Annotated in this window: 12 protein-coding genes; 9 read left to right on the plus strand and 3 right to left on the minus strand. The window is 68.1% G+C overall.

What is annotated here, in order from left to right; all coding sequences use genetic code 11:
• Window positions 1–5 precede the first annotated feature (5 nt).
• Entirely contained in the window at window positions 6–821 is an 816-nt protein-coding gene (locus MKI84_RS00115) for a universal stress protein (protein WP_241615948.1), read from the minus strand.
• A gap of 252 nt (window positions 822–1,073) precedes the next feature.
• On the opposite strand from MKI84_RS00115, the gene MKI84_RS00120 reads away from it, so the two are divergent.
• From MKI84_RS00120 to MKI84_RS00130, 3 genes are read left to right on the plus strand one after another with little or no spacing between them, the layout of a single operon-like run.
• Window positions 1,074–1,511 (plus strand): c-type cytochrome, encoded by a 438-nt coding sequence (locus tag MKI84_RS00120; protein WP_241615949.1) that lies wholly within the window; start codon window positions 1,074–1,076, stop codon window positions 1,509–1,511.
• Window positions 1,512–1,541: 30 nt separating this feature from the next.
• The gene (locus MKI84_RS00125) at window positions 1,542–2,243 is read left to right on the plus strand and encodes a cytochrome b/b6 domain-containing protein (protein ID WP_241615950.1); all 702 of its coding nucleotides are present in this window, start codon (window positions 1,542–1,544) and stop codon (window positions 2,241–2,243) included.
• Between the two features lie 60 nt (window positions 2,244–2,303).
• Window positions 2,304–3,230, plus strand: coding sequence for a DMT family transporter (locus MKI84_RS00130; RefSeq protein WP_241615951.1), 927 nt, complete (start codon window positions 2,304–2,306; stop codon window positions 3,228–3,230).
• A gap of 6 nt (window positions 3,231–3,236) precedes the next feature.
• Here MKI84_RS00130 and MKI84_RS00135 read toward each other — a convergent pair whose 3' ends face one another.
• Window positions 3,237–3,473 carry an Lrp/AsnC ligand binding domain-containing protein gene (locus tag MKI84_RS00135; protein ID WP_241615952.1) on the minus strand — a complete coding sequence of 79 codons (237 nt, stop codon included), beginning with the start codon at window positions 3,471–3,473 and terminating at the stop codon, window positions 3,237–3,239.
• Between the two features lie 419 nt (window positions 3,474–3,892).
• On the opposite strand from MKI84_RS00135, the gene thiD reads away from it, so the two are divergent.
• A complete protein-coding gene (gene thiD / locus MKI84_RS00140; RefSeq protein WP_241615953.1) occupies window positions 3,893–4,702 on the plus strand; it encodes a bifunctional hydroxymethylpyrimidine kinase/phosphomethylpyrimidine kinase in 810 nt (269 codons plus the stop codon).
• A 79-nt stretch (window positions 4,703–4,781) separates the two neighbouring features.
• On the plus strand, window positions 4,782–5,948 hold the full coding sequence (locus MKI84_RS00145; protein ID WP_241615954.1) for an MFS transporter: 1,167 nt from the start codon (window positions 4,782–4,784) through the stop codon (window positions 5,946–5,948).
• Here the strand turns inward: MKI84_RS00145 and dgcA are convergent.
• On the minus strand, window positions 5,918–6,907 hold the full coding sequence (gene dgcA / locus MKI84_RS00150; protein ID WP_241615955.1) for an N-acetyl-D-Glu racemase DgcA: 990 nt from the start codon (window positions 6,905–6,907) through the stop codon (window positions 5,918–5,920). The two genes, MKI84_RS00145 and dgcA, sit on opposite strands and share 31 nt — an antisense overlap.
• Before the next feature lie 275 nt (window positions 6,908–7,182).
• On the opposite strand from dgcA, the gene MKI84_RS00155 reads away from it, so the two are divergent.
• From MKI84_RS00155 to MKI84_RS00170, 4 genes are read left to right on the plus strand one after another with little or no spacing between them, the layout of a single operon-like run.
• Window positions 7,183–8,331, plus strand: a complete 1,149-nt coding sequence (locus MKI84_RS00155; protein ID WP_241615956.1) for an MlaE family ABC transporter permease — start codon at window positions 7,183–7,185, stop codon at window positions 8,329–8,331.
• Between the two features lie 15 nt (window positions 8,332–8,346).
• Window positions 8,347–9,171 (plus strand): ABC transporter ATP-binding protein, encoded by an 825-nt coding sequence (locus MKI84_RS00160; protein WP_425353776.1) that lies wholly within the window; start codon window positions 8,347–8,349, stop codon window positions 9,169–9,171.
• 9 nt (window positions 9,172–9,180) lie between these two features.
• Window positions 9,181–10,227, plus strand: coding sequence for an MlaD family protein (locus MKI84_RS00165; RefSeq protein ID WP_241615957.1), 1,047 nt, complete (start codon window positions 9,181–9,183; stop codon window positions 10,225–10,227).
• Between the two features lie 38 nt (window positions 10,228–10,265).
• Complete coding sequence (locus tag MKI84_RS00170) at window positions 10,266–10,877, plus strand: ABC-type transport auxiliary lipoprotein family protein (protein ID WP_241615958.1); 612 nt, start codon at window positions 10,266–10,268, stop codon at window positions 10,875–10,877.
• Window positions 10,878–11,197: the final 320 nt, after the last annotated feature.

Genomic DNA, 11,197 nt, shown 5'->3' on the forward strand with positions numbered 1-11,197 from the left:
ATGCCTCAGTGGGCGCAGAGCAGCGCGACCGGCGGCCGGCCGAGCAGCGAGGCGGTGACGCCGCCGAGAATAAACTCGGCGAGGCGCGAGCGGCTGTAGGCGCCCATCACGATGAGGTCGGCACCGAACGCGGCGGCTTCTTCGGCAATGGCAGCGCCGGCCGAATTGCTTTCCACATGTCGGTGGGTGGCGGTGACGCCGTGCGTGCCGAGGAACTCGGCCAGCCTGACGCCCGAGATATCCGGCACGCTGCCACCCTCGCCGACGGTCAGTACCTCGACCGCATCGGCACCCGCGAGGATCGGCAGGGAGAAGCGCACGGCGTGGGCGGCCTCGCGCGAGGGCTTCCACGCCACCAGCACCTTGCCGATGCGCGCCGGGACCGGCTTTCCGGTGGGCACGACCACGACGGGCGCGCTGCCGGCCAGCGCAAGATGCTCGGGCATCGTTGCCGCGAGGTCGTCGTCGACCGTGCCGTCGGGGGTCTCGCTGACCACGGTCAGGTCGACGAAGGTGGCGGCTTCGCGGAGCTCCGGCGTCACTTCGCCCTCCACCACCATCCACTCCCCGGAAACGCCCGCGGCGGCGATGGCGGCCTCGAACATCGATTTTAAGCCGGCTTCCTTTTCCTTCGCCTCACGCATGATCTCCTTGATGTAGATCGCGAGCGCACGGCCGACGCGCGGAACGCCGGCCGGATAAAGGGTGTAGACCGCCTTCACGGTCGCGCCGTTCTGGCGGGCGAGGCCGACAGCGAAAGCGAGGCGATCCTTGAAGCCGCTATCGGGGGCGGCATGAAGCAGAATGGTGCGGATGGACATGATCCTACTTTCTTGCAACGGACGGACGGTTCCAGCTTATTTCAAGCGATAATGATGACGCTACGTCATTTTAACCAATGGGTAATCGGGGAAAACACGACCCTCGCGTTCGTGTGAAGATCTGGCCAGCTTTTCAGTGTGCAGTGCATCACGAGCGCGCGATGGCGTCTTTCGTTGGCTTGTTATCGTTTAGAGCCTTACTAAGCTGCTCTCGCGCTGACGCCGGGTCAGCTTGTCCAGGGAGCCTCTTTCATGAAATTTCGCGTGCTGGCAGCCGTCGCTGCCGTTTCGCTCGCCAGCTATGCCACGGCCGTGGTGGCGCAGTCCGACGTCGTCAAGCAGCGCGAGGCTCAGATGAAGGAGTGGGGACAGGCGACCCGTCCGGTGGGTGCCATGCTTCAGGGCAAGGCCCCGTTCGAACTCGCGCCCGTGCAGGCGGCGCTCGACATCTATGTGAAGAACGCGGCGACCCTGCCGGCCCTGTTCCCTGAGGGCTCGCAGGCGGGCAGCGACTCGCTGCCGGCGGTCTGGGAGAAGAACGCCGAGTTCAAGGAACGGTTCGCAACCTTCGCGGCGGAGGCCAAGGCGGCGCGCGCGGCGATCACCGACGAGGCGAGCTTCAAGGCCAACTTCCCCGCCGTCGTCCGCTCCTGCGGCGGCTGCCACGACACGTTCCGCGCCAAGAGCTGATCCGCTTCAAGAGCTGACGGGTTTCCCGACATGTCCTTCACCCCCGTGACCCAGGCGAGTGTGCTCGCCTGGGACCTGCCGACCCGCCTCGCGAAATGGACGCTGGCCGTCCTGCTCGGGCTCGCCTTCGCGACCCGGTATTACGGGGACGAGTCGCTGGTCTGGCACATGCGCAACGGCCTCGCGATTCTCGTCGTGCTGGTGTTCCGCCTGTTCTGGGGGCTGGTCGGTGGCAGCACGGCGCGCTTTGCCGGCTTCCTGCGCGGGCCGGGGGCCGCGGCGCGCTATGTCGGCGGGCTGCTGCGTGGACGCCCGCCGCATTATCTCGGTCACAATCCGGTCGGCGGCTGGATGGTCGTCGCGCTGCTGGCCGTAGTGGGGGCGCAGGCGCTCACCGGTCTGTTCACCACCGACGACATCATGGTGGACGGCCCCTTGGCCCTGTCCGCCAGCGCGGACGTGGTGTCGCGGGCCTCGGTCCTTCATGGCCAGATCTTCGAGCTCCTGCTCTGGTTGATCGGCCTGCATGTCACCGCGAATGTCGCCTATTCCCTGTTCGGCAGCGACAACGTGATCCTCGCCATGCTGAGCGGTCGCAAGCGGCCCATGATGTTCGCCGACAAGGCGCCGGCGACGCCGGGCTCGATCCTGCTCGCGCTGGCGTGCCTTGTGGCCGCGGCGGGCGTCGTTTTCGGCGGCATATGGCTCGCGGGTGGCGATCCGTTTCCGTAAGCCTTCACGTTCCGCTTCACGTCTCTTGCCGAGACTCACACGTCGTGCTCCAAGGCGGCCATGAACGCGGCAAAAGGCATCGCGCTGCAGATCGGCGCGACCTTCCTCTTCACCATCATGGCGGCGCTGGTGCGCATCGTGTCGGGAACGGTCCCGACCGGCGAGGTGGTCTTCGCGCGCTCCTTCTTCGCGCTGTTCCCGCTGCTGGCGCTGCTGGCCTGGCGCAACGAGATCAGCGCGGCGGTGCGCACCGCCCATCCGGCCGGGCATATTGTGCGCGGCACCATCGGTGTCACGGCGATGGGGCTGAGCTTCACGGCGCTGGCGCATATCCCGCTTGCCGACGCCACCGCCATCGGCTTCACCGCGCCGCTGATCACGGTGGCGCTCGCCGCTCTCCTGCTGCACGAGAGCGTGCGGCTATACCGCTGGGCGGCGGTGATGGTCGGGCTGGGTGGCGTGGTGATCATGCTGTGGCCGCATATGGGCGCCGGCTTCGACACGGCGGACAGCGTGATCGGCGCGAGCTGCGCGCTGCTCGGTGCCGTCTTCACCGCCGGCGCGATGGTGCAGGTGCGCCGACTGACCGCGACCGAAACCACGGCGGCCATCGTGTTCTATTTTCAGGCGCTGGCGGCGGTGGCGGGGCTGGCGACCGCGGCGTGGGGCTGGCATCTGCCCAGCCTGCTTGAGGCGGTGCTGCTGGTGGCGATCGGCGTGCTCGGCGGCATCGCGCAGATCCTGCTCACCGAGAGCTACCGCTACGCGCCGGCCTCGGTGGTCGCGCCCTTCGCCTATTCGGCGATGCTGTGGTCGCTGCTGCTCGGCTTCGTCCTGTTCGCCGAGGTGCCGCCGCTGCTGGTTCTGCTGGGCGGTCTGATCGTGATCGGGGCCGGCCTGTACGTGCTGTGGCAGGACCGGCGGCATGCCGAAGCGCTGGCGCGGGCAATGGCCGATTCCACCACGCCTTCCGGCCCGTCGGTCTGAGCGGGCTCAGAATGCCTTGAAGGTGATGAGCGTGCGCGTGTCCTGAATGCCGGGCACGGAATGCACTTTCTGGTTCACGAAGTGGCCGATATCGGTGCCTTCGGTGACGTAGAACTTCACCAAGAGGTCGAACTCACCGGCGGTGGAATAGATTTCCGAGGCGATCTCGGCATCGGCGAGCGCGTTGGCCACGTCGTAGGAGCGGCCGAGCTGGCATTTGATCTGCACGAAGAAGGGGACCATTTCGGAATTCCGGGCCGGTTCAGGTGCGCCAAAGGAACAGAAGCCGGGCGCGCGCGCAACCCCTTGCCGCCCCCGTTCCCGCCTGTGCCTTGCAAGCGCCGGCGGCTTCGCCCAGAGCACTTCCGGATCGTTCGATGGAATATTCGAACGATCCGGAAGTGCTCTGAATCCATAGAGATGGAGCACTTCCTCTTCGATCAGATGATTCCATCTGATCGGGAAATGCTCTATGCGTCGGTCAACGATCGCGTTGGGGTGCCCGCAAGGGCTGAGAGGCCGGCGTCGGCGGCAGAGGCCGCAGACGCGCAGCCAACCCACGAACCTGATCCGGGTCATGCCGGCGGAGGAAACGGATCGCGCGCCGCACGGCCTTGCCGCGCGGAGGACGCGCCGGCCTCCCGGTCAACGGAGAGCGCCTGATGAACGCCAAGACATCTATCGCGGTGACGATTGCGGGTTCGGATTCCGGCGGCGGCGCCGGCATTCAGGCCGACCTCAAGACCTTTTCGGCGCTCGGCGTCTATGGCGCGAGCGTCATCACCGCGCTCACCGCGCAGAACACGCTCGGCGTCACCGGCATCCACGACGTGCCGCCCGCCTTCGTCGGTGCGCAGATCGACGCGGTGTTCTCCGACCTCGCGGTCGATGCGGTGAAGATCGGCATGCTGTCGCGCCCGGAGGTGATCGAGGCGGTGGCGGAGGGGCTCGACCGGCACAGGCTGGCCACCGTGGTGCTGGACCCGGTGATGATCGCGGCCTCCGGCGACCGGCTGCTGGTGCCGGATGCGGTGGAATCGCTGCGCGCGCTGCTGCTGCCGCGTGCGCTGCTGATCACGCCGAACCTGCCGGAAGCCGCGGCGCTGCTCGACGAGGCCGCCGCCACCACGCCCGCGGGAATGCGCCGGCAGGCGGAACGCCTGCTCGCTATGGGCCCCAAGGCGGTGCTGATCAAGGGCGGGCACGGCGAGGGGCCGGAGAGTGTCGACGTGCTTCTCGACGCGGAGGGCGTGCTGGAGCTTTCCGCCCCGCGCCTGGCCACGCGCAACACCCACGGCACCGGCTGCACCCTGTCCTCGGCCATTGCGGCGGGGCTCGCCAAGGGATTGCCGCTGCGGGCGGCGGTGGAGGCCGCCAAGACGTATCTTTCCGCGGCCATCGGCGCGGCGGACCGGCTGGAGATCGGGCGCGGCCACGGGCCGGTGCATCATTTCCACGCGTGGTGGCGCTGAGAGGCGCGCCATAGCCGTCCTCGCAACGCGCGAGGCTTCCTGATATCGAGGCGCAGCTTTCTCTCCCGAGCTTCGCCCCGTGCCCGTCCTCGCCCCGCGCCACGCCATTGCCGCCGTCTATGTCGGATTGTTCTTCGGCATCGGCGTCTACATGCCGTTCTTCCCGGTATGGCTGCAGGCGCGCGGCTTCGATGCCTCATGGATCGCCTTCGCGCTCGCCGTGCCGATGGCGGCGCGGCTGTTCACCATGCCGCTGGGCGGGCTGATCGCAGACCGAAGCGGCCGGCCGCGCGCGACACTGATGCTCTACGCGCTGGCGACCGCGCTGTGCTTTGCCGGCGTGGCGCTGGCGCCGGGCACGACCTCGATGCTGATCGCGCTGGCGCTCGCCACCTGCTTCTGGCAGCCGAGCCTGCCGGTGATCGACGCCTATGCCGTGTCGCGGCGCAAGCTCGGGCAGCTCGATTATGGCCGGGTGCGGCTGTGGGGCTCGCTTTCCTTCATCGGCGGCAACATGGCCGGCGGGCTGCTGCTGGGGCTTCTGCCGGGCGATGCGGTGATCTGGTTCATCGTCGCCGGCGCGCTGATCACGGCGGGGGCTTCCGCGCTGCTGGAGGAAGCGCCGCTGGCGCCGCGCGGCGCGCGACCGGCCAGGGGTGGCGTCACGACGCCGAGCCTCACCGCCATCCTCGCGGTCGGCATCGCGGCGGCGGCGCTGGTGCAAGGCTCGCACGGCGTGCTGTACGCCTTCGCCTCGGTGCACTGGCGCGCTCTCGGCTATTCCGATGCCGTGATCGGCCTGCTGTGGGCGGTCGGCGTGCTCGCGGAAGTGCTGCTGTTCCGCGTCGGCACCCGGATTACCGCCCGCCTCGGGCCGGAGCGGCTCCTGATGCTTGGCGGCCTCGCCGGGGTGCTGCGCTTCGGCGCGATGGCGCTTGAACCGCCATTGCCGCTGCTGGCCGGCCTGCAGATGCTGCACGGGCTGACCTTCGGCTGCACCTATCTCGGCACGGTCGAACTGGTGGCGCGCCACGCGCCGGCCGGGCGGCAGGCGGGCACGCAGGCGCTCGCCTCCTGGGCGACGGCGATCGTGATGACCGGGACGATCCTGCTCTCCGGCCCGCTCTGGACCGCGTTCGGCGCGGGCGCCTTCTACACCTCGGCGCTGATGGCACTGTGCGGCGCCGCGCTGGCCTTCGTCGCCTGGCTGCGGCCTCAGCCCCAGAGCGCGGCCTCGGGCGGATAGACCAGGCTGCCCTCATAGACGAGGCCGGGCGCGCGGTCGTGCGCCAGCAGCAGCGGGCCGTCGAGGTCGACGAAGCGGGCCTGCCCGGCCAGCAGCAGCGCCGGCGCCATGGACAGCGAGGTCGCGACCATGCAGCCGACCATGAGGTCGAGCCCCGCGCCGCGCGCAGCCTCCGCCAGGGCCAGCGCCTCGGTGAGGCCTCCGGTCTTGTCGAGCTTGATGTTGATCGCGTCATAGCGCCCGGCGAGGCGGGGCAGGCCGGTACGGTCATGCGCGCTCTCGTCGGCGCAGATCGGGATCAGGTGCTCGACACGTTCCAGCAGCGCATCGTCCATTGCGGGCAGCGGCTGCTCCACCAGCCCGACGCCGGCGCGGGCGCAGGCCTCCATATTGTGCATCAGGTTGCCGGCACTCCAGCCCTCATTGGCATCGACGATCAGGGCGGCCTCCGGCACCGCGGCGCGAATGGCCGTGAGGCGTTCGATGTCTTCCGCCCCGCCCAGCTTGAGCTTGAGCACCGGGCGGGCCGCCTCGCGCGCGGCCTGCGCCATCGCCTGCGGCGTGTCGAGGCTGAGCGTGTAGGCGGTCACCACCGGGGAGGGCGCCGGCAGGCCGGCGAGCGCATGGACGCGCAGGCGCGTCTGCTTCGCCTCAAGGTCCCAGAACGCGCAGTCGAGCGCGTTGCGCGCCGCGCCGGCCGGCATGCGTTGCTGAAGCGCGGCCCGCGTCAGCCCCTGCGTCACCGCGGGCGCCATGGCCTCGATTGCGGCGGCGACACCTTCCACGCTCTCGCCGTAGCGGGGATAGGGCACGCACTCGCCGCGCCCGACGATGCCGTCGGCATGAAGTTCGGCCACCACCACGACGGCCTCCGTCTTGGAGCCGCGGGCGATGGTGAAGCTGCCGCGGATCGGAAAGCGTTCGATGCGGACGTGAAGACGGGGAGCGGGGTTCTGCATGGCGACCTGACCGGGGGGCGCCGCGAATCACCGCGACGTCCGGTCACGATAAAGCCAGCCGGCGCGGGTGTCCGGCCGTCACAGGGAAAGCACAGTTGGTGCGAGATAATGGAATTCATTCATCAGGATACCGTTAACCAGGTCAATGACCTCGACAGAGCGGAAGACGCAGGGTTAAGAAATTAAACACGATTTGGCGATGGCCGGTCTGCGTCGCCCATGCCGGGTGTTCATGTGCCGCGCGCTGCGCGCGGAGAGCTCAAGGGGAGCCGGATTTGGGGGCTGCTGAAGCGCCGCTTCTCGCTACGGCGCGCCATGGCCGGGAACTGGTGTTCGTCGGCAACGGCCGATGGATTGCCGCGCAGAGCCTCGCCCTGGAAGAGGCGGTTCGCCTGGGGCTGGCCGAGCTGGAAGCCGGCGCGGTCGAGGCCGCGCGCGTCGACCTGTCCGGCGTCCGCAGCTTCGATACGGTTGGCGCGGTGCTGGCTGACCGGCTGGTGCGCGCGCTCGAAGCGGCCGGCGTCCGGCCGCACGTCGTCGGGCTGGAGCGCCGCTTCGAGCCGCTGCTGGCCGAAATATCCCATGGCTGCCATCAGGTGCCGCCGGAGGTGCGCCACATCAACCCGGTGATCGGCGGCCTGCGCGTGGTCGGCCGCACCATGGTCGACGTTCTCGCGGACAGCCGGCTGTTCCTCAGCTTCATCGGCGCGGTGACGGCGTCGCTGCTGCGCGTGCTGGTGCGGCCGCTGACCTTCCGCTGGACCTCGATGGTGTTCCATCTGGAGCGCACGGGGCTCAGGGCGGTGCCGATCGTGGCGCTGATCACCTTCCTGATCGGCTGCATCATCGCCCAGCAGGGCATATTCCATTTCCGCAAGTTCGGCGCGACCACCTATGTGGTCGACATGGTCGGCATCCTCACTTTGCGCGAGCTGGGCGTGCTGATCGTCTCGATCATGGTCGCCGGCCGATCGGGGAGCGCCTTCACCGCGGAACTCGGCTCCATGCGCATGCGCGAGGAGGTCGACGCGCTGCGGGTGATGGGCTTCGATCCCAATGAGGTGCTGGTGCTGCCGCGCCTCGTGGCGCTCATCATCGCGGTGCCGCTGCTCACCTTCCTCGGCAGCATGTGCGCGCTGTTCGGCGGCGGGCTGGTGGCGTGGCTTTATGGCGGCATCTCGCCGGAAATCTTCCTGGCGCGGCTGAAGGAAGCCATCTCGATGAACACCTTCGAGGTCGGCATGATCAAGGCGCCATTCATGGCGGCGATCATCGGCCTCATCGCCTGCATGGAAGGCATGCGGGTGGGCGGCAGCGCCGAATCGCTCGGCGCGCACACCACCGCCTCGGTGGTGAAGGCGATCTTCCTGGTGATCGTGGTGGACGGGCTGTTCGCCATGTTCTTCGCCGCGATCAACATGTAGGGCGCGGCGATGCAGGTGAACGACACATCCGCCCCCATCCGGTCTGCCGCCCGCATCGCGCCGGCGACCGAGCCGATCATCAGCGTGCGCGACGTCGTGGTCGGCTTCGGCGACCGCATCATCCTCAACGGCCTTTCGCTTGACGTGATGAAAGGCGAGATCCTCGGCTTCGTCGGCGCCTCGGGCGGCGGCAAGTCGGTGTTGACGCGCACCATTCTCGGGCTGGTGCCCAAGCGTTCGGGCACGGTCGAGGTGTTCGGGCAGGACCTCGACACACTGAACTTTGCCGAGCGGCGGGCGTTGGAACAGCGCTGGGGCGTCCTGTTCCAGCAGGGGGCATTGTTCTCCTCGCTCACGGTGAAGCAGAATATCCAGTTCCCGATGCGCGAATATCTCCAGATGTCGCAGCAATTGATGGACGAAATCACCATCGCCAAGGTTGAGATGGTGGGTCTCCAGCCGGACGTCGTGTCCAAGTTCCCCTCGGAACTTTCCGGCGGCATGATCAAGCGCGTCGCGCTGGCGCGTGCGCTCGCGCTCGACCCGGAAATCCTGTTCCTCGACGAGCCGACCTCGGGGCTTGATCCCATCGGCGCCGGCGAGTTCGACGAGTTGATCGCGACGTTGCAGCAGACTTTGGGGCTGACCGTATTCATGGTAACGCACGATCTGGACAGTCTTCACACGGTCTGTGACCGCATCGCCGCTCTTGGCGAGGGCAAGGTGATCGCGGTCGGGCCGATCGAGACCATGATGGCGTCCCGCCATCCCTGGATCGTCTCCTATTTTCACGGCAAGCGGGCACGAGCGGCCGGCTTCGCAACTGAAGGGCGTCGCTGAGACCGGATCATGGAAACACGCGCCAACTACACCATCATCGGCCTGTTCACGCTCATCGTTGTGGGTGCGGCCTTCGGCTTCGTCTGGTGGTTCACCGGGCAGGGCAGCCGCGGGCCGCGCACCGAATATCAGGTGGTGTTCAGCGGGCCGGTGAAGGGGCTTCAGACCGGCTCAGCCGTCACCTTCAACGGCATTCCGGTCGGCGAGGTGATGAAGCTGGACTTCGACCGCGTCGATCCGCGCAAGGTGATCGCCACGATCGCCGTGCAGCCCGACACGCCGGTCAAGTCGGACACCAGCGCCACGCTCGATTCGCAGGTGCTCACCGGCCTCGCTTCGGTCGGCCTTGCCGGCGGCTCCGCCAATGCCGCGCCGCTGCCGGCGCCCCCGGCCGGGCAATTGCCGACGATCGACGCCGACGCCTCGGCGATCCAGGACGTGATGCAGGGGGTGCGTCAGGTAATGGGCCGCGTCGACGACATTGCGCGCCGCATCGACGTGCTGCTGACCGACAACGAGTCCAAGATCAATTCCATCATCGACAATGTCGACAAGTTCAGCGCGGCGCTCGGCAAGAACGCCGACAGCATTGACGGCCTCGTCGCCGATGTCAGCAGCGCGGCGCGTCGCATCGACCAGCTCGCCGGCAATCTCGACAAGACGGTGGCCGCGATCGATCCCGACAAGGTGCGCGCCACGGTGAACGACATCAACGCCTTCACCGGGCGGCTCGACGGCATGGCCTCCAAGGTCGACACCATCCTCGACAATGTGAACGCGATGACCACCAGCGAGGAAGGCAAGGGCATGTTCGCTCAGATTTCCGGCGCGGCAGAGGAAGTGCGCAAGCTGGCCTTCAATCTCGACGCGCGGACCGCCGAGCTGTCGAAGAACCTGAATCAGTTCACCGGGCCGGGGCTGCGCCAGTACGAAGCGCTGGCGGCGGACGGTCGGCGGACGCTGGCAGAGATCGAGCGCGTGTTCCGCAATCTGGAGCGCAATCCCCGCCAGTTCATCTTTGGCGGGTCGTCTGTTCCCAGCTACAGTGGCCGGTGAACATGGGGCGTTCGAGGGAATCGGGCAGGGGCATTGGCGTGAATTCTAACAAGGCATGCCGCAGGGCGGCAGGCATCGGACTGACCGTTGGCCTCGCGCTGCTGGGCGGAGGCTGTGCGTCGGTGCTCGGCAGCAAGCCGGTGCCGACCTTCGATCTCACCGCACCGACCGATTTCCGTGCGCCGCGCGCGGGCCGGGGACAACTCGTCGTGGCCGCGCCCACGGCGCTGCAGGTGCTCGACACCCAGCAGATCGTGGTCGAGCCGGCGGCGGGGCAGATCAATTATCTCGGCGGTGCGCAGTGGGCGGACAGCCTGCCGGCACTGTTCCAGGCCCGGCTGATCGAATCGTTCCAGAACGGCAGCCGCGGTAGCTCCGTCGGGCGGGCCAGCGACGGCATCGTCGCGGAATACGCGCTGCTGACCGACATCCGTTCCTTCGGCCTCCAGACGTTCCAGGGCAACGAGGCGGTGGTCGAGGTGTTCGCGAAGATCGTGCGCGCTTCCGATGGCCGCATCATCGGTTCTCAGCTGTTCAAGGCGCGGGCCCCGGCCAGCGGCACGGCCGGCCCGGAAGTCACGCGCGCGCTGGATGAGGCCGCCGACACGGTGCTCGTCGAACTGGTCGACTGGGCGTCCCGGCGGTTCTGAGCGGGTCGGTGTCTGCTGGCGTGAGATGAAAAAGGGCCCCCGTGAGGGGCCCTTTTGCGTGTGAGGTATCTGACCTGGGTGTGCCGCGCGTCATCGCGCCAGTCGGCCGATGACCTCAGAGCCGCAGCGCCACATAGTTGCGCCCGGCGGCACGGGACATGCGAACCAGCACGACGCCGCTTTGGCGAGCGGCTCCCATTTGGCGAAGAACTCCAAAGCGCCCGCGATAGCCCGCTGTGTCCCGAGAGCGGCCCCTGCGCCACCGCCCGCGCCAACAAAAAGGGCCCCGCCGGGGGCCCTTTTCAGTTTCGCCCGGGAGG

Origin of the sequence: Ancylobacter gelatini (assembly GCF_022601675.1) — a bacterium.
In the GTDB taxonomy this organism is placed as follows: Bacteria; Pseudomonadota; Alphaproteobacteria; order Rhizobiales; family Xanthobacteraceae; genus Ancylobacter; species Ancylobacter gelatini.

What these genes read in the sequence shown, in the direction of transcription:
- MKI84_RS00165 (WP_241615957.1), top strand. Translation starts at nt 9,181, where the DNA reads ATGGAAACACGCGCCAACTACACCATCATCGGCCTGTTCACGCTCATC.
- thiD (WP_241615953.1), top strand. Translation starts at nt 3,893, where the DNA reads ATGAACGCCAAGACATCTATCGCGGTGACGATTGCGGGTTCGGATTCC.
- MKI84_RS00125 (WP_241615950.1), top strand. Translation starts at nt 1,542, where the DNA reads ATGTCCTTCACCCCCGTGACCCAGGCGAGTGTGCTCGCCTGGGACCTG.
- MKI84_RS00135 (WP_241615952.1), bottom strand. Translation starts at nt 3,473, where the DNA reads ATGGTCCCCTTCTTCGTGCAGATCAAATGCCAGCTCGGCCGCTCCTAC.
- MKI84_RS00120 (WP_241615949.1), top strand. Translation starts at nt 1,074, where the DNA reads ATGAAATTTCGCGTGCTGGCAGCCGTCGCTGCCGTTTCGCTCGCCAGC.
- MKI84_RS00130 (WP_241615951.1), top strand. Translation starts at nt 2,304, where the DNA reads ATGAACGCGGCAAAAGGCATCGCGCTGCAGATCGGCGCGACCTTCCTC.
- MKI84_RS00115 (WP_241615948.1), bottom strand. Translation starts at nt 821, where the DNA reads ATGTCCATCCGCACCATTCTGCTTCATGCCGCCCCCGATAGCGGCTTC.
- dgcA (WP_241615955.1), bottom strand. Translation starts at nt 6,907, where the DNA reads ATGCAGAACCCCGCTCCCCGTCTTCACGTCCGCATCGAACGCTTTCCG.